The organism is Streptococcus infantarius subsp. infantarius ATCC BAA-102 (genome assembly GCF_000154985.1).
GTDB classification, from domain to species: domain Bacteria; phylum Bacillota; class Bacilli; order Lactobacillales; family Streptococcaceae; genus Streptococcus; species Streptococcus infantarius.
Window position 1 is genome coordinate 153,236 of the sequence record NZ_DS572692.1, and the last position, 18,494, is coordinate 171,729.

General features: G+C 37.3%; 16 protein-coding genes. 5 read left to right on the top strand and 11 right to left on the bottom strand.

All coding sequences use genetic code 11. The features are described from left to right. Nucleotides 1-50: 50 nt before the first annotated feature. From STRINF_RS06040 to STRINF_RS06050, 3 genes are all read right to left on the bottom strand, one after another. Nucleotides 51-1,589 (bottom strand): ABC-F family ATP-binding cassette domain-containing protein, encoded by a 1,539-nt coding sequence (locus STRINF_RS06040; RefSeq protein WP_006532172.1) that lies wholly within the window; start codon nucleotides 1,587-1,589, stop codon nucleotides 51-53. Between the two features lie 158 nt (nucleotides 1,590-1,747). Continuing rightward, nucleotides 1,748-2,305, bottom strand: coding sequence for an ECF transporter S component (locus STRINF_RS06045; protein ID WP_006532173.1), 558 nt, complete (start codon nucleotides 2,303-2,305; stop codon nucleotides 1,748-1,750). Beyond that, on the bottom strand, nucleotides 2,302-3,162 hold the full coding sequence (locus tag STRINF_RS06050; protein WP_006532174.1) for a pyridoxamine kinase: 861 nt from the start codon (nucleotides 3,160-3,162) through the stop codon (nucleotides 2,302-2,304). The genes STRINF_RS06045 and STRINF_RS06050 overlap by 4 nt, the downstream gene beginning before the upstream one ends. A 138-nt stretch (nucleotides 3,163-3,300) precedes the next feature. Between STRINF_RS06050 and STRINF_RS06055 the strand changes: the two genes are divergently transcribed. Next, the gene (locus STRINF_RS06055) at nucleotides 3,301-4,566 is read left to right on the top strand and encodes an aminotransferase-like domain-containing protein (protein WP_006532175.1); all 1,266 of its coding nucleotides are present in this window, start codon (nucleotides 3,301-3,303) and stop codon (nucleotides 4,564-4,566) included. Nucleotides 4,567-4,620: 54 nt separating this feature from the next. Here the strand turns inward: STRINF_RS06055 and dapA are convergent, their stop codons facing one another. From dapA to STRINF_RS06075, 4 genes are all read right to left on the bottom strand, one after another. Beyond that, nucleotides 4,621-5,556, bottom strand: coding sequence for a 4-hydroxy-tetrahydrodipicolinate synthase (gene dapA / locus STRINF_RS06060; protein ID WP_006532176.1), 936 nt, complete (start codon nucleotides 5,554-5,556; stop codon nucleotides 4,621-4,623). Between the two features lie 87 nt (nucleotides 5,557-5,643). Beyond that, complete coding sequence (locus tag STRINF_RS06065; RefSeq protein WP_006532177.1) at nucleotides 5,644-6,720, bottom strand: aspartate-semialdehyde dehydrogenase; 1,077 nt, start codon at nucleotides 6,718-6,720, stop codon at nucleotides 5,644-5,646. 343 nt (nucleotides 6,721-7,063) lie between these two features. Then, a complete protein-coding gene (gene cls / locus STRINF_RS06070; RefSeq protein WP_006532178.1) occupies nucleotides 7,064-8,653 on the bottom strand; it encodes a cardiolipin synthase in 1,590 nt (529 codons plus the stop codon). Nucleotides 8,654-8,767: 114 nt separating this feature from the next. Continuing rightward, the gene (locus tag STRINF_RS06075) at nucleotides 8,768-10,438 is read right to left on the bottom strand and encodes a formate--tetrahydrofolate ligase (protein WP_006532179.1); all 1,671 of its coding nucleotides are present in this window, start codon (nucleotides 10,436-10,438) and stop codon (nucleotides 8,768-8,770) included. Nucleotides 10,439-10,806: 368 nt separating this feature from the next. Between STRINF_RS06075 and STRINF_RS06080 the strand changes: the two genes are divergently transcribed. The 4 genes from STRINF_RS06080 (at nucleotide 10,807) to STRINF_RS06095 (ending at nucleotide 14,619) form a co-directional block, all read left to right on the top strand. After that, entirely contained in the window at nucleotides 10,807-11,493 is a 687-nt protein-coding gene (locus STRINF_RS06080; RefSeq protein WP_006532180.1) for a phosphopantothenate--cysteine ligase, read from the top strand. Then, on the top strand, nucleotides 11,486-12,025 hold the full coding sequence (coaC, locus tag STRINF_RS06085) for a phosphopantothenoylcysteine decarboxylase (protein WP_006532181.1): 540 nt from the start codon (nucleotides 11,486-11,488) through the stop codon (nucleotides 12,023-12,025). Before STRINF_RS06080 ends, coaC begins: the two co-directional genes overlap by 8 nt. 88 nt (nucleotides 12,026-12,113) lie before the next feature. Beyond that, on the top strand, nucleotides 12,114-12,686 hold the full coding sequence (locus STRINF_RS06090) for an ECF transporter S component (protein ID WP_014334774.1): 573 nt from the start codon (nucleotides 12,114-12,116) through the stop codon (nucleotides 12,684-12,686). A 217-nt stretch (nucleotides 12,687-12,903) separates the two neighbouring features. Next, the gene (locus STRINF_RS06095; protein ID WP_014334775.1) at nucleotides 12,904-14,619 is read left to right on the top strand and encodes a phospho-sugar mutase; all 1,716 of its coding nucleotides are present in this window, start codon (nucleotides 12,904-12,906) and stop codon (nucleotides 14,617-14,619) included. Between the two features lie 198 nt (nucleotides 14,620-14,817). Here the strand turns inward: STRINF_RS06095 and STRINF_RS06100 are convergent, their stop codons facing one another. The 4 genes from STRINF_RS06100 to gloA2 form a co-directional block, all read right to left on the bottom strand. Further along, nucleotides 14,818-16,077 carry an NRAMP family divalent metal transporter gene (locus STRINF_RS06100; RefSeq protein WP_006532184.1) on the bottom strand — a complete coding sequence of 420 codons (1,260 nt, stop codon included), beginning with the start codon at nucleotides 16,075-16,077 and terminating at the stop codon, nucleotides 14,818-14,820. Between the two features lie 298 nt (nucleotides 16,078-16,375). Beyond that, nucleotides 16,376-16,903: a TDT family transporter gene (locus STRINF_RS06105; protein WP_006532185.1), complete on the bottom strand. Its 528-nt coding sequence runs from the start codon at nucleotides 16,901-16,903 to the stop codon at nucleotides 16,376-16,378. 121 nt (nucleotides 16,904-17,024) lie between these two features. Next, a complete protein-coding gene (locus STRINF_RS06110) occupies nucleotides 17,025-17,990 on the bottom strand; it encodes a DUF1002 domain-containing protein (protein WP_006532186.1) in 966 nt (321 codons plus the stop codon). A gap of 84 nt (nucleotides 17,991-18,074) precedes the next feature. Continuing rightward, on the bottom strand, nucleotides 18,075-18,488 hold the full coding sequence (gloA2, locus tag STRINF_RS06115; protein WP_006532187.1) for an SMU1112c/YaeR family gloxylase I-like metalloprotein: 414 nt from the start codon (nucleotides 18,486-18,488) through the stop codon (nucleotides 18,075-18,077). Between the last annotated feature and the right edge of the window lie 6 nt (nucleotides 18,489-18,494).

Consider the following 18,494-nt stretch of genomic DNA (forward strand, 5'->3'; position numbering starts at 1 on the left):
AATTAGTTCAGAAAACTAAAAAAGCTTGAGAAATTTCTCAAGCTTTTTCATTACATTAATTCATTGAAGTCCCAAACTTCTGTCCAACCTTCATAGAAATCAGGCTCGTGGCAAACCATTAGGACGCTACCCTTGTAGGCTTTAAGAGCACGTTTCAATTCTTCTTTAGCATCAACGTCTAAGTGGTTGGTTGGTTCGTCAAGTACTAGCACGTTGTTTTCGCTGTTCATAAGCAGGCAAAAACGCACTTTTGCTTGTTCTCCACCAGAAAGTACTTGAATTTGACTTTCGATATGTTTTGATGTCAAACCACAGCGAGCAAGAGCAGCACGAACTTCTGCTTGGTTCAATGCAGGAAAGGCATCCCAGACAGCTTCAAGCGGTGTTTGACGATTACCAGCAGCGACTTCTTGTTCAAAGTAGCCAAGTTCAATGTAATCACCACGTTCAACACTGCCTGAAATTGGCGGAATGATTCCTAGTAAGCTCTTAAGAAGTGTTGTTTTACCAATACCGTTGGCACCAATGATGGCAACTTTCTGATTACGTTCAAAAGTTAGGTTAAGTGGTTTTGTCAATGGACGATCGTAACCAATTTCCAAGTCTTGTGTTTGGAAGATAAAGCGACTTGGTGTACGTGATTCTTTGAATTCAAAGGATGGTTTTGGTTTTTCAGCTTGCAACTCAATGCGGTCCATCTTGTCCAATTTTTTCTGACGTGACATAGCCATATTACGTGTGGCAACACGCGCTTTGTTACGATTAACAAAGTCTTGCAAGTCAGCAATTTCTTTTTGTTGACGTTCGTAAGCAGCTTCAAGCTGTGCTTTTTTCATAGCATAAACGGCTTGGAAGTTATCATAGTCACCAGTATAACGAACTAAATCGTGATTTTCCACGTGATAAACAATATTAATCACGTCATTTAAGAATGGAATATCGTGTGAAATCAAAACGAAGGCATTTTCATAGTTTTGAAGGTAACGTTTCAACCATTCAATGTGCTCAGCATCAAGGTAGTTTATTGGTTCGTCAAGAAGCAAAATATCAGGTTTTTCAAGCAAAAGTTTTGCTAAAAGAACTTTGGTACGTTGACCACCAGAAAGTTCTGTGACGTCAGACTCCATGCCAAAATCCATAACACCAAGAGCGCGTGCAACTTCATCAATTTTAGTGTCCAAAGTGTAAAAATCGCGTGATTCTAGACGGTCTTGCAACTCTCCTACTTCTTCCATTAGAGCATCCATATCTGCGCCTTCATCAGCCATAGACATGTAAATGTCATTGATACGTGCTTCTGTTTTGAAAAGCTCATCAAAAGCTGTACGTAAGACATCACGTACTGTCATCCCTGCTTCCAGTACAGTATGTTGGTCCAAGTAACCTGCAGTGACATATTTTGACCACTCAACTTTTCCTTCATCAGGTTGCAAATGTCCAGTTACGATACTCATGAAAGTTGATTTTCCTTCACCGTTTGCCCCGACAAGACCGATATGTTCACCTTTCAACAGACGGAAAGACACATCCTCAAAAATCGTACGCTCACCAAAGCCATGACTTAAATGTTTAACTTCTAAAATACTCATCTCTTATATTCTTTCGTTTGTTTTCTTTTTGAAAATAGCTGCGCAAACAGCCTATTTATAATAATCTTTTCAATTATAGCATGATTTTGATAGCTAAAGCAATGACTTTAGCTGTTGAAAACGCAAACTAAAAAGCCTTTATAAAAGGCTTTTGTGATTTATTCAGAAATCGCTTTAGTATGACTTTTTTCTGGAATGAAGAATTGTTTTAAGATTGGGTATAAAATTGGTACAGAGATGATTGTGACAAGCGCTGAACCAAATGTTCCACCGATTTTAACCAAAGCTGTAAAAAAGGCTACTTGCAAATGTAGACCACCCACAAGACTATTAATCAAAGTATATTTAACAAGGTTACTAATGATTTTTGTAATGGCAGCTACGATCCCAACAATGATCACATTGCGTGTTTTAGTATCAGAATGCAAAAGTTTTTCAAAAACAAAATGAAGAACTAAACAAACAATTAATGATTCTAAAATCGTAGTCCAAACTTCTGCAGCATAGCCATTAAGCACATCGAACAAGCCTAGCCCAATAGATGCAACAAGTGCTGCAATTCTTGAACCAAATAGTAGAACCGCTATTACAACCAAGGCATTACCAAAATGAACAAACTGAGCACCCAGCGGAATACGTAAAAATTGAACACTGATAAAGATTAATGCTGAATAAAAACTAAGTTCAACAAGTTGACGTGTGGTAAGATTTTTCATGCTTTTTCCTCCATTAATTGTTTGATTTGTAAAGCTAAGTCTGGCAAATAAGGTTCATACGACAAGCCAAAACGCAAATCTCGCTTTAATGACAAAGTCCTTTGTAAGGTCTTATCAATAAAGTTTAGAGCAACTTTGGCAACATCATCTAGACTTAAGTCGTGAAAATAACCAGCCCCAAGAACTGCCGTTACTAAATCCCCTGTTCCAAAGAAATGATATGGATAGGCTTTCGAAAAATGATAAGTGATTTCTCCACTCTCGCTATCATAATGCGCTAATCCAACATTATCAGATTCAAAAGAAACTCCGGTTAAGATAATGTATTTATTATGAAGATGGGATAAACGCTCACAGAGTTGCTCGATATCAGTTTTTGTATAAGTCTCGCCAAGATAAGGACAATCAGCTAAAAGACAAGCTTCGGTTAAATTTGGCGTGATCACATTGGCATTTTTACAAAATTCTCGCATAGCTAGTACAAAATCTTGATCATAACCCGCATATAAATGCCCCTTGTCAGCCATAATAGGATCAACAAAGCGTGACAGCTTATGCTTGCTAGCAAATTTAGCTAACTCTTTTAACTGTGTTTGGTTTTTAAAATACCCTGTAATCAAACCATGACATGGAAAATCAAGTGTCTCCCACTGGTTGATAAATCCCTTTGTTGCTTGAGTCAAATCTGTGATAGCAATCTTATCGAATCCACCTGTATGCGAAGATAACAAAACTGTCGGCATAGGAATAACTTCGATTTGACAAGTTGATAAAACGGGCAAAGCACTGGATAGCGCCACTTTTCCAACCCCAACAACATCGTTGGCAACAATCACAGAACGTGTAACATGATTCATAATAAACGACTTTCTAATCTCGCCTCAAAACCAGATTCAGTAACTTGAAAAGGTTTTAAAATAAGAGTTTAGAAATATTGTAAGAAAATTCAATTTATTATACAATAGGTATCATAAGAAACTGTTCGGGGACAGATTATGCCTAGTAAATACCAAGAAATCCTAACAACTATCATCGACCAAATTGAAAATGGCAAATTTCACAAAGGTGAACGTATTCCTTCCATTCGCCGTCTAAGCCAAAAATTCCACTGTAGTAAAGACACTGTTCAGCGAGCTTTGCTAGAATTAAAGTTTAAAAATTACATTTATGCTGTTGAAAAAAGTGGTTATTATGTCCTTGAAGGAAAAAGTCAAAAGGAAACACCGCTGAATCTCAGTTTATCTGACTACAACAACATGGCTTATGAAGACTTTACAACGTGCCTAACAGAAACCCTTGTGAATCGTGAGAATTACCTCTTTAACTACTACTATCATCAAGAAGGATTACAAGAATTAATCGATTCCTTGCAAGAATATCTTGAAAAGAGTGCCATTTACGCCAAAAAAGAGGACATTTTAGTTACTTCAGGGACCCAACAAGCGCTTTACATCCTTTCGCAGTTGCCTTTTCCAAATCACAAGAAGACGATTCTTTTGGAACAGCCAACTTACCATCGAATGAATGATTTGGTTACTTCTCTAAAGTTGCCTTATCAGACCATTGAACGTGATTTTGAAGGGATTGATTTAGCAAGGCTAGAAGAATTGTTTAAGACTGGTGATATCAAGTTTTTCTACACTATTTCACGCTTTTCAAATCCCCTTGGTTTATCGTATTCGACCAGTGAAAAGCAAAGGATTGTTGAATTGGCTGAACGCTACGATGTCTACATCATCGAGGATGATTACATGGGAGATTTTGCAAAATCAACGGATTTGCCTCTCCATTATTACGACACTTCTGGTCACGTTATTTACCTTAAGTCCTTTTCAATGACCATTTTTCCTGCTTTGCGTTTGGGGACCATTATCTTGCCACCAGCTTTAACAAAAGCTTTTCTTGACCATAAGAAAATGATTGACTACGATACCAACCTTATCATGCAAAAAGCGCTATTGCTTTATCTGGATAGCGGTTTGTTTGAAAAAAATCTGAATTACCTCAAGCAAGTTTTTCAAAAACAAAGGCAGAAAATTGATATCGTTCTTGCTGACTTTCCAAGGATTCAGCATTTCAGCAGCTCTCTTCAAGGATTGGTACTTGAACTTCCTAAGGACCAACACTTAGGTGACCTAAAATTCACTGATAAAATCAACTATCTGGAGGATAACTACCTTTCTTTGACAGAAAAACGATTCATTAAGCTTTCAAATAATCAGGATATTTTCAGCATTTTAAGAATGATAAGTGAGCGATAAAATAAAAAGCCAGAGAAACAGAATCTCTGGCTTTTTATATCGTTAATAGGAAAATTAATAATCAGGACGCAAAACACCTTTGACGGTTTCTTTTGTTGCTTCCACATCTCCATCGATAACAACATCGATGATACGTTTAGCATCTTCTGGTGGACAGCAAACCAAAGGCAAACGTAATGGTCCAGTTTCAAATCCAAGATAATTAAGCACGGCTTTAACTGGTGCTGGACTTGGATATGAGAATAAAGCATTAACTTTTGGAATGAATTGACGTTGGATAGCTGCAGCTTTCTTGATATCGCTGTTTTCGATAACTGTTAGCATTTCGTGCATTTCATCACCGTTAACATGAGAAGCAACAGAAATTACCCCATCAGCACCTAAATTCATAGCGTGGAAAGCATCACCATCTTCACCAGTATAAATCAAGAAATTATCTGGTTTGTGTTCAATCAGATAAGCCATATTAGCAAGACTCGTACATTCTTTAACACCGATGATATTTGGGTGCTCTGCCAAACGTAACATTGTTTCTGGCGTCATTTCAACAACAACACGTCCAGGTATGTTATAAATAATGATTGGAAGGTCACTAGCATCAGCAATAGCTTTAAAGTGTTGATACATGCCTTCTTGTGATGGTTTGTTGTAGTATGGAACGATGGCAAGACCAGCAGCGAAACCACCAAATGCAGCAACTTCACGCGCAAATTCAATAGAATCGCGAGTATCATTGGTACCAACACCAGCAATTAATGGCACACGACCTTTAACAATCTTTTGCACTGCAGCAAAAAGCTCCAATTCTTCATCGTGTGTCAAAGTTGGACTTTCAGCAGTTGTTCCAGCAAGCAAAAGAGCATCTGTGTGATGTGCAAGCAAATGTTCAATTAATTTTGGTAGCGCGTCAAAGTTAATTGAACCGTCTTCGTTAAATGGGGTAATCATCGCGGTGATGATTTTAACATCTCTTAAATCTTCAATAGACATAATACTCTCCCTCTTTGTCTAAGAATTTATACCTGTTTGATTAAAAATGCTCAAAGACCAGCTTCTAAAAGAAACTGGTTTGAGTTGTTATTTTAGTTCGAATTTAAGCTCTTTAGTTGGGTGGACAAGACCGCGTTCGTGAAGTGTTTCAGCGATTTGAACAGAGTTCCATGCAGCACCTTTAAGAAGATTATCAGAAACAACCCACATGTGAATACCATTTTCAACATCAAGGTCTTTACGGATACGTCCAACAAATGTTTCACGTTTGCCCACAGCGTTAGCAGCTTGTGGGTATACTTGATTAGCAACATCATCTTCAAGAACTGCGCCTGGGAAGCCAGCAATAGCTGCTTTCACTTCTTCGATTGGAGCAACTTCTTTTGTTTCGATGTAAACTGCTTCAGAGTGTGAGAAAAGAACAGGCACACGAACACATGTTGCTGAAACAGGAAGATCTGGTTCTTCCATGATTTTCTTAGTTTCGTTTGTCATTTTCATTTCTTCGTAAGTGTAGTCATTATCTGTGAAGACATCGATTTGTGCAAGAGCGTTAAATGCAATTGGGAAGTGTTTTTTATCACCACCACATGGCAAGATGTCAGCGTGAACGTCTTTTGGTTCAACACCATCATTAACAACTTCTTTGATTTCACGAAGTGTTTCATTGATAGCTGATTGACCAGCACCAGAAACGGCTTGGTAAGTAGAGACGATGATACGGCTCAAACCCCATTTTTGACGAACGGGTTCCAAAGCAACCATCATTTGGATAGTTGAACAGTTTGGACAAGCGATAATACCATTATGTGCGTCTAAAGCGTGTGCGTTGACTTCAGGTACAACAAGTGGCACATCTGGATTTTGACGGAAATAAGATGTGTTATCGACAACAACTGCTCCTGCTTTAACAGCATATGGAGCGAATTTTGCTGACACAGAACCACCTGCAGAGAAAAGAGCAATATCAACGCCTTCAAATGAATCTTCGGTTGTCAATTCAACAGTAACATCTTGTCCCTTATACTTCAATACTTTTCCAGCAGAACGTGAAGATGACAAAAGACGTACTTTGTCAATAGGGAGTGTTGATTGTTCTAATTGTTGAATCATGCGAGTTCCAACGGCGCCTGTGGCACCAACGACAGCGACTGTATAGCCCATTTCAATACCTCTTCCTGAAAAATAGTGTACTATTCTCAATTTTCTAAGAAATTATAGTAGGTACATTATACAATTTTTTAACTCAAAAGAAAAGTCTGAATTTTATTTAATTTTAAAAATATTTTGACAACAAAAAAATCCCCACCAAAATTGGTGGGGATATGAGGCATTCAAAAATGAATGTGGCAAAAAGGTTCACACAGATTGCCAAAGTCCGCTCCTGCGTTTCTAGTCGAACTAGAATGACCTCCTCTTGCGCAAATAAACTCTCAAATCGAGTTAATTAGGCTCATCGCATGTTCCTAGTATACCATAGAAGGTAAGATTTGCAAATACTTTGTTTCTACATCAAGGGTGCGATAGTTTTGACCAGTAATCCAATAAGTTTTTCATGGGGTGGTCGACTATCAAGCGTCTCTTGAGTGACGCGTTTACTTTTTAGCATGGTTTGAATGCAATCATCATAAATATCTCGAATAGCATCAACTTTATACATATAAGTTGCACATTCAAAATGGTGATACAAACTACGATAGTCAAGGTTAATCGTTCCTACTACTGCTTTGCTGTCATCGCTGATAAAGACTTTAGCATGGACAAATCCTGGTGTGTAGAGATAGATTTTAACACCTGAGCGCATGAGTTTGCTAAAGTAAGTTTTTGCTAGCATATAAGGAACTTTTTTATCTGGAATTCCAGGCATAATAATTCGCACATCTACACCACGTTCCGCCGCAAAACAAAGCGCATGCTCCATTTCGCTATCAAGAATGAGATAAGGTGTCATGATGTAGACGTATTCTCTGGCGTGGTTAAGAATATCAATATAAACATTCTCACCAATTTTATCGGTATCAAGTGGCGAATCACCATATGGAATAACATAACCATTTGCTTTTCGTTTTTTATTATGCTTAGCAAGGTAAGGTTTGACAACTATTTGTCTTTCGGTGATTGACCACATTTGTAAGAACAGTACTAAGAAACTATCAACTGCCTCACCCTCAAGCATCAGAGCAGTGTCTTTCCAATGACCAAAACGATTGATTTTGTTAATATATTCGTCAGCTAAGTTCACTCCGCCGGTGAAACCTACTTTACCATCAATCACAATGATTTTTCGGTGATCACGGTAATTGTAATAAGTTGAGATAAAAGGTGAAATTGGTGAAAAAGCTTTGGCTTTGATACCAATTTTCTCTAAGCGTTGTGTATAATCAAAAGATAAGGTTGAAAATTCAATCATGCCATCGTAGAGGACACGAACTTCCACTCCTTCCCTGACTTTTTGCTCTAGAATTCGTAGAATTTCACCCCACATCTTACCTTCTGCAATGATGAAAAATTCCATGAAAATGTATTCTTCGGCCTTGAGCAATTGTTTTTTTAGTTCTTCGAAAAACTCTTCTCCACTTGGGAAATAAGTCACTTCGGTATTTTGATAAGCTGGAAAGTCACCGCGACTACGGTCAAAATACTGAACCAGATGATAGGTCGTCGACGTATTACTTTTCAAAACTCTCAATGTTTCCAAATTATCTTGCAAATATTGGCTGCTAGCATCAACCAAATGGTTCATTCGAAGTTTGAGACCGCGATAACCCCAATCAAGCTTGGTATAAATGAGAAAAAGTGACCCTAACAAAGGTGCAATCATTACCAGAATAAGCCAAGTCACACGTGATAGAGCGTCCATTTCACTGTTTACAAGATATAATACAGTTGCAATGGCAAGAGCACGTTCAATCATAGCGACCCAAATACGATAGTGATCTAGCCAAGCAAATGATGCAATGATGAACAAAAGTTGCAAGATCAACAGGATAGAAATGACAGTTGTCCGACTAAAAATTCCTCGAAGAAAACTGCGTCGGCTTTTATCTAATAAGCGTAATGCTTTAATTTTATTAGTACTTTTATTGTCGATAATCATAACCTCCACATCATTTTTTCTTCATTTACTTCTATTATATCATACTTTACTGGCTACTTTTTTCTGGAAAAATAGAAAAAGCCAGCAAAAGCCAACCTTTTAGTGGTAAGTTTATTAAAACAATCCGATAGCTGTTCCACCTTCAGCAACGTCCATGTTAAGCGCTGCTGGTTTTTTAGGAAGTCCTGGCATTGTCATCACATCACCAGTCAAAGCAACGATGAATCCAGCACCAGTTTTTGGAACAAATTCACGAATTGTGATATCAAACCCTTCTGGTGCTCCAAGAAGGGTTGGATTGTCAGAGAAGCTATATTGTGTTTTAGCCATACATACTGGCAATTTGTCCCAACCAAATTGAGTAAATTGTTTCAATTGGTTTTTAGCTTTTTTGCCGAAGATAACTTTGTTACCGCCGTAGATTTCAGTAACGATTTTAGTGACTTTTTCTTCAAGGCTTTGGTCATCTGAGTATAGACGTTTGTAGCTTGCGTTTCCGTTTTCAACGGCGTTTACAACAGCATTAGCAAGATCAACACCGCCGTCAGCACCGTTTGCCCAAACGCTAGCAAGTTCTACTGGAACATCGATTTCGGCACAAAGTTCTTTAAGTGCAGCAATTTCAGCTTCTGTGTCAGCAACAAATTCGTTGATTGCAACAACTGCTGGAACACCAAATTTACGAACGTTCTCAACGTGGCGTTTAAGGTTAGCAAATCCAGCACGTACTGCTTCAACATTTTCTTCACCAAGATCAGCTTTTGCTACGCCACCATGCATTTTAAGGGCACGAATTGTCGAGACGATAACCACAGCATCTGGTGCTGTTGGAAGATTTGGTGTTTTGATATCAAGGAATTTTTCAGCACCAAGGTCAGCACCAAAACCAGCTTCTGTAATTGTGTAATCTGCTAAGTGAAGAGCTGTTGTTGTTGCAAGAACAGAGTTACAACCGTGTGCGATATTGGCAAATGGTCCACCATGAACGAAGGCTGGTGTTCCATAGATAGTTTGAACAAGGTTTGGTTTAATAGCATCTTTAAGGATAAGAGTCAAAGCACCTTCTACTTTAAGGTCACGCACGTAAACTGGTGTACGGTCGTAACGGTAAGCAACCACGATATTTGCCAAACGTTCTTTTAAGTCTTTAATATCTGTTGCTAAGCACAAGATAGCCATGATTTCTGAAGCAACTGTGATATCAAAACCATCTTCGCGAGGAATACCATTAACTGGGCTACCAAGACCAACAGTGACATGACGAAGAGCACGGTCATTAAGGTCGACAACGCGTTTCCAAATGATACGACGTTGGTCGATACCTAATTCGTTTCCTTGGTGCATGTGGTTATCGATAATTGCTGAAAGGGCATTATTTGCAGTTGTGATAGCATGCATATCACCTGTGAAGTGAAGGTTGATATCTTCCATAGGAAGAACTTGGGCGTAACCACCACCTGCAGCACCACCTTTAATCCCCATAACAGGACCAAGTGATGGTTCACGAAGAGCAAGCATTGTTTTTTTGCCGATTTTATTCAACGCATCAGCAAGACCGATAGACATTGTTGATTTTCCTTCACCAGCTGGTGTTGGGCTGATAGCTGTGACAAGGACAAGTTTACCTGGTTTATTTTCTTGAACAGATTTGATTTTATCAAATGATAATTTTGCTTTATATTTACCGTAGAGTTCAATATCATCAAATGTGATACCAACTTTTTCAACAACTTCTGTGATTGGTTTAAGCTCAACACTTTGTGCAATTTCGATATCTGATTTCACGGGGACTCTCCTCTGATATTTTTTGATTGATAAAAATATTATAACATACTTTTTTAAAAACGCACGATATTTATTGAAACAATTATTATTATTCGTGTTTTAGTGTTATTAAGCAACTTTTTTTATCAATAGTTATAGTCATTCGTTATAACAAAGAACGTTTTTAAAATCCTTGAAATAACAGAATTTATTAGAGATTGTTCGTTTTGAAAACCATTGAAATCAATTGTTTCATTCTTCAAACTTCTCAGGAGAAAAGGTTGTTATTGTTCGTTTTTAGGTAAATATTTGTGAATAAATAGGTACTTTCTAAATTAAAAGTGTGTCAAACAATTTACGAAAAAAATGTTTTTGTGTAAAATAAGGCTATGAAAATTTTAATAACATCCGGTGGAACAACCGAGAAGATAGATTCTGTGCGTGGCATTACTAACCATGCTACAGGAACTTTAGGAAAATACATCGCTGAAGCTTTTTTAGAAAAAGGGTATCAGGTAACTTTGGTTACAACTAAAGAAGCTGTTAAACCAAAGGATCACCCTCTTTTAACTGTTCAGATCATTACAAATGTTGACAGTTTGCTAAGTACGCTTGAGCCTCTCGTCAAAACGCATGATGTCTTTATTCATAGCATGGCAGTGTCTGATTATACGCCTGTTTATATGACAGATCTTAATGAAGTTGAACAGGCTGAACACGTTTCGGATTTGCTAAATCGTCAAAATACAGAATCTAAGATTTCTTCTAAAGAAGACTACCAAGTGCTTTTTATGAAAAAAACACCAAAAGTGATTTCTTTAGTGAAAACTTGGAATCCTGATATTTGCTTAATTGGCTTTAAATTGTTAGTTAATGTCAGCAAAGACGAGCTTTTTACTGTTGCGCGTGAGAGTTTACAAAAAAATAAAGCATGCTATATGCTTGCCAATGATTTAACTGAGATTAAGGGAGATAAGCACCATGCTTATTTGCTAGATGAATCTCATGTCTATGAAGCGGACACTAAAAAAGCTATTGCAAACTTGATTTTTGAAAGGGTGACAAATCATGTCTAAAAGTATTTTATTAGCTGTTTCTGGTAGTATTTCTGTCTATAAAGCAGCTGATTTAACTAATCGATTAACAAAACTTGGCTATGATGTTCATGTTTTAATGACCAAGGCTGCTACTGATTTTATCACGCCACTGACGCTTCAGGTCTTGTCAAAAAATACTGTTCATCTTGATGTTATGAGCGAAGAGGATCCTAAGAGCGTTAATCATATCGAATTAGCTAAAAAAGCTGATTTATTTATCCTTGCCCCTGCTTCTGCTAATACTTTAGCAAAATTAGCGCACGGTTTAGCTGATAATATGGTCACAGCTACTGCTCTTGCTTTACCAGCTGAAACACCTAAATTAATTGCGGCAGCCATGAACACAAAAATGTATGAAAATCCATTAACCCAGCGTAATTTATCGATCTTAAAAGAGGTCGGTTATGAAGAAATTGAGCCACGTTCAAGCCTTTTAGCTTGTGGAGATCTTGGTCGCGGTGCGCTGGCTGAACTTGACACAATTATCGAGCATATTGAAAAATGTCTATAATTTTACCCTCGTCAAGACACCTGTAAATTTGTATAATGTATTGGGCTTTCAAAATAGAAGCCAAAAAAGTCATCTCTTAGGAGGAGTTATGAAAAACAGTAAAGCAGCAAGTAATATTGCCACAGTTGCAATTTTCTTTGCTATCATGCTTGTTATTAATTTCTTAACAAGCCTTGTCTTTAACCTTTGGCCTGTGCCAATCAAGCCGACACTTATTCACGTTCCAGTAATCATTGCTTCTATTGTTTACGGACCGAGAATTGGTGCCACACTCGGTGCTTTAATGGGAGTTATCAGTGTAACAGTGAACACTTTGACTCTTCTACCAACAAGTTACCTCTTCTCTCCATTTGTTGAAAATGGTAATCTTTCTTCATTAATTGTTGCCATGGTACCTCGTATTCTGATTGGTATCACACCATACTTTGTTTACAAATGGCTTCATAATAGATTTGGTATCATTGTCGCTGGTGCTATTGGTTCTATGACAAATACAATTTTTGTTTTAGGTGGTATTTTCTTCCTCTTTGCAAATGTGTATAGTGGAGATATCAAAGCACTACTTGCGGTTGTCTTTGGTACAAATGCGATTGCAGAGATGATTATTTCAGCTATTTTAACGCTTGCAATTGTTCCAAAATTACAGAAAATCAGAGCATAAATAATGAAAATCACGGGAAAACCGTGGTTTTTTTAGTTACATGAAGTTAAAAAAATAGTTAATTTTTACTTTACACAAACGTTTGCGTAACTAGACAAAAGTACTCAAAAAGCTTGATTTAACGATATTTTTACTAATATTAAATTTTTACTAGAAATAATTTTTACAAAGTGGTATAATGAAAGCGTTTATAAGAACATATAAAGGAGTTCCATTAATGACTTACACTGAAAACTATCAAAAATGGCTCGATTTTGCGGGGCTTCCCGATTATCTCCGTGAAGAATTGTTAGCCTTGGACGAAAAGACAAAAGAAGATGCTTTCTACACAAATCTTGAGTTTGGTACGGCAGGTATGCGTGGTGTTATCGGCGTTGGTACTAACCGTATCAACGTTTACGTTGTTCGCCAAGCTACTGAAGGTCTTGCAAAACTTATCGAAACAAAAGGTGAAGATGTTAAAAAACGTGGTGTTGCTATCGCCTACGACTCACGTCACTTCTCACCTGAATTTGCTTTCGAATCTGCTCAAGTTTTAGCAAAACATGGCATTAAAGCATATGTTTTCGAATCACTTCGCCCAACTCCAGAATTGTCATTTGCTGTTCGTCACCTTGGTACTTTTGCTGGTATCATGGTTACTGCAAGTCACAACCCTGCTCCATTTAATGGTTACAAAGTTTATGGTGAAGATGGTGGACAAATGCCACCTGCTGATGCTGATGCCTTGACTGACTTCATTCGTGCTATCGATGATCCATTTGCCATCGAATTAGCTGATCTTGAAGAAAGCAAAGCTTCTGGTCTTATTGAAGTTATCGGTGAAAATGTCGATGCTGAATACCTTAAAGAAGTTAAAGACGTTAACATCAACCAAAAATTGATTGATGAATACGGCAAAGACATGAAGATTGTCTACACTCCACTTCACGGTACTGGTGAAATGCTTGCTCGTCGTGCTCTTGCACAAGCTGGTTTTCAATCTGTACAAGTTGTTGAAGCTCAAGCTGTTCCGGACCCAGACTTCTCAACTGTAAAATCTCCAAACCCAGAAAATCAAGAAGCATTTGCTCTTGCTGAAGAACTTGGTCGTAAAGTTGACGCCGACGTTCTTGTTGCAACTGACCCAGATGCTGACCGTCTTGGTGTTGAAATCCGTCAAGCTGACGGTTCATATCGTAACCTTTCTGGTAACCAAATCGGTGCTATCATTGCTAAATACATTCTTGAAGCACATAAAACAGCTGGAACTCTTCCAGAAAATGCAGCTTTGGCAAAATCAATCGTATCAACTGAATTGGTAACTAAAATCGCTGAAAGCTACGGCGCTAAAATGTTTAACGTCTTGACTGGTTTCAAATTCATCGCAGAAAAAATTCAAGAATTTGAAGAAAAACACAACTACACTTATATGTTTGGTTTCGAAGAAAGCTTCGGTTACCTTATCAAACCTTTCGTACGTGATAAAGATGCCGTTCAAGCTGTTCTTATCGTAGCTGAAATTGCTGCTTACTACCGCTCACGTGGTTTAACACTTGCTGATGGTATCGAAGAAATCTACAAAGAATACGGATACTTCGCAGAAAAAACTATCTCAGTAACTCTTAGCGGTGTTGACGGTGCTGCAGAAATCAAGAAAATCATGGATAAATTCCGTGACAACGCTCCTGCTCAATTCAATTCAACTGATATTGTTAAAACTGAAGACTTCTTGGCTCAAACTGCTACAAGCGCAAATGGCGTTGAAAAATTGACAACTCCACCAAGCAACGTATTAAAATATGTTCTTGCTGATGATTCTTGGATTGCTGTTCGCCCTTCAGGTACAGAACCAAAAATCAAATTCTACATCGCAACAGTTGGTTCTGACTTAGCTGATGCTGAAGCTAAAATTGCTAACATCGAAAAAGAAATTAACGCATTTGTTAAATAATTTTAGTTAGATATTCTAAAACTCCTTCTATTCTAGAAGGAGTTTTTTTACGCACTAAATTAGATCATTTAATATTAAAAAGGCAACCACCAATCAGTTTACATAAATATATTTATATACAAAAAACAACACCCAAGGGAGATAAGGTGCTGTTTCTTTTTTGTTTTTTAGGGAGTGTTCATTTCATGAAATAACGTATTAAATATTACCAGTTAGCCAAGCAATGATAAAGAACAATGCAAAACCAAAGAGGTAAATAAGACCAATGATTGATAGAACTTTCAACCAAGGTTTGATTTGATGTTCTTTGTTATTAACCAAAGAATAATTAAGGTAACCAAAGAATGGTGTTGTAATGAATGATGCAATCATGGCAAAGCGGAGCATTGTTGCCACATTACCAGCAAATAGATAAACAATGATAAGACCAACTGCTGCTGTCACAGTCATCCAAGCATAAAGAGCTTTTTGAGATGATTCTTCCTTACCAAGTAATAATCGAAGGGATTCGTTGTTAGCACGAGAATAACCATCAATAACTGTGATAACTGTACCGAAGATACATAGGAAGGCAATTAGAATAATCAAGAAGCGAGCCCATTCACCAAGTACTTCAGCGTACATGTTAACGAATTGAGCGATGTAAGCTGCTGATGCACTTTGTACTTCTTCACCAGAGCCAAATTGAATTAAGGCACCAAGAGCACAGAAGATAAGTGCTAAGATTGCTGTTCCAATGTAACCAATATTAAAATCAAAAACAGCATCCTTCTCTGACATATTGACGGTTTTACGTTTTTCAACTGACCACATTGAATTGATGGCTGAGATTTCAATTGGACAAGGCATCCACCCCATTAATGAAACGATAAATGGTAAAGCTGCCATGCGCCATGGTGTTGGAGCTTCAAAGTTTGGAACGTATTCACGGTGTTTGAATAATGCAACAACAACCGCCAAAACAGTTGCCAAAGTCAAGGCAGTCATTACCCATTTCGCAAGCGAATCAAGGAAACGATAACCACCGATCAGTAACATGGCCCAAATAATCACAATAATGATAGTAGTCAATTGTGAAATGCTCAATCCAAAACCATTTGGGAAGACATTATATAAAATTGCTGCGCAAAGAATACCAACCCCAGCGGTATTGACGATTGCTGAGAAGACATTTAAAACGAAGAAAACAGCAAGCCAACCTTTACCTTTTTCAGCGTACCCTTCAATCAAGCTTTTGTTATTTTCCATTGTGTATTGAGAACCAAAACGGAAAAATGGATACTTGAAAATGTTAATCAAAATGATTAGCAAAGCCAATTGCCATCCGTAGATAGCTCCTGCTTGCGTAGAAGAAACGATATGTGAGCCGCCAACGGCAGCTGATGCCATTAGAATACCAGGGCCAAGTGCTTTAAGTTTAGTGTGCCAGGTCGACTGTTGTTCTGTGCTTTCAGTCATAAACTAGACCTCTTTCTAAATAAACTTTCAATTTTCAGATAATTCTGAATTGTGCAAGATTTATTTTACAACTCAAACTAAAGAAAGTCAACCTTTTTACGTAAATTTTCTGAAAAAACTGAAAAATATATTTTGAAACACAAAAAAAGACCGGTAACTAGATCCTCGGTCTCTTTAAAAAATACGTCTTTCTCTTTATTCTGTAAAAAAATTAATATACCCTGCTACCACTCTAATCAAAGTTAAGATTGCTACTACTAACTCGATGACATACAAAAAATATAAACCTTCAAAATAATTAACTGCTCCTTTTAATGCAATTGCCGTAACAATCAAAAGAAAAGTTAAGGCTGAAAACCCTTTGAGAGTATCCCGTCCAGGGAACAGTTAAACTAGAGATTCCTATTCCTATATATAGAACTGCCCATGATGGAAAGACGTTACTTAGCTCAAAATTCCATAGAAATCTTTTTGAAAAGATAACAATGTAACTAATCAATGCAATAAAAGACAGCCACCAAATCGTTCGGAAGATTTCCTCGGTAAATCCATACCATTCTGGAAAGACATCCTGATAGACAATCATCAGCATTCCTTGCATTAAGAGTGTCGGAAAAATTGAGGCCGTTAGCGGATTTTTAAGTGCAAGTCTATAGTTCTTAAAAGATTTTACAAATGCCGTTAGTAATAGTAAATATAAAACAAAAGCTATACCACCTAGTATATAACGCAAAAGAGTTGAATAATCTCTCAAGGTGTTTCCTAATGAAAAAAAGCTCAATCCTAAGCCACCTAATGCTAAAGGAGGTTCTTTTAATTTTCTCATCTATTCTCCTTAGTACCATGTTTCTTTATAAAAACGAAAAAATACCTCACAAAACATGAGGTATTTGTATTGTAATATAAATAAGTTAGGGTCAAAAGCTCTTTAAAAATCCAGCTTACTATTAAAACAAGTTTTTAAAGAAGTTGACAATAGCTTGCCAGATGTTAGCCAAGAAGCCTTTTCCTGATTCTAAAGCGCTTGATGAATCAAAATTCAAGTTAATACCCTTGAATGATGAACCTGCATTTGAAACAATACTGTCCTTCAAAGAAGCCAAGGCTGATTTGAAGCTACTGCTATTAATGATGCTTGATTTTGAAAGGTTGAAAGCAAAGTTAACAATCATGTTGATTTGATTATTTGATAACACATCTTTCAATTTATAGTTATCAAGTGTTTCATCAACAATTTTACGAACATCATCTTTTGTCACGTTAGACCCGGCATCTGCTACTGCTGATTTGATATCAGCTAAAGCAACGTTCAATTTGTCAGCGTCATAACCATCTGTACCTTGATTTTCAGCATTGATAGTAGACAAGGTATTCAATTCTTCTTGTGCTAATTGCTTACTTTCATCAGAAACTTTAGCACCATTTTCTTCAAGTGAATAATAAATTCCAGCCAAAGCCGATTCACCTGTTACAGGGATTGGTGAGGCTACAGTGATTGCGGCGTGTTCGATACCAAGTGTTACTGCAGCGTTACGGTACATATCTGACGTTACTTTTGTGATATTTTCAGGAGTGACAATATTAACCGTTAATGTCTCTGAAGATCCCAATTTTTGAATTTTAACTGATGAGTATAATTGTAAACTTGGGTCATCAGCAACATCCATAATCTTAGCATAAGCACTTGTTGTAATCGTTTTGACACTTGTGTCTTTTGAACTATCATAACCAAGCAATGACAAGGTTTGATTGCGTTGGTCATCCGATAAAGAATAACCAAGCACATAATCTGGTTGCACATATGTTTCATCAATGACATTTTGAACTGAGTTACTTGCTGCTTGAACGTGACTAACTGTAAGAGTTGAGAATAATGCTAGCGCACAAGCCATGAGTGTCTTTTTAAATTTCATCTTAACTAATTCCTTTCACTTAGGTATTTAATTATAGCACTTCTTGTTTAAAGCATCTGAAAAAAACTGTTATTTACTCACATTCTACTCGTGTAGTTCTAGGGGAAGACCATCTGGGTCAAAGAAGAACGTCATTTTCTTGCCAGTATAGTCATCGTGACGGATAGGTTGGACGTAAATTCCCATATCTTCGAGCTCAGCCTTATAGGCTTCAATATTTTCAACGTAAAAAGCTAAATGACGAAGACCGCAAGCTTCCATATGGTACTCTGGTTGCCCAACACGTTTTGGTGGTGCAACATAAGCTGGATCTGATGTCTTATTCCCGAAAATTTCAAGTTCGATAGAACCACACTTCAAATCAAGCTTGTAATCGTGACGTTTTGGACGATGGTTTTCGCGGATGATTTCAAAACCAAGTTTATTAACGTAAAAGTCACGTGATTTGTCATAATCAGAGACGATAAGTGCCACATGGTGAACAGCGCTTAATTTCATAAAAAT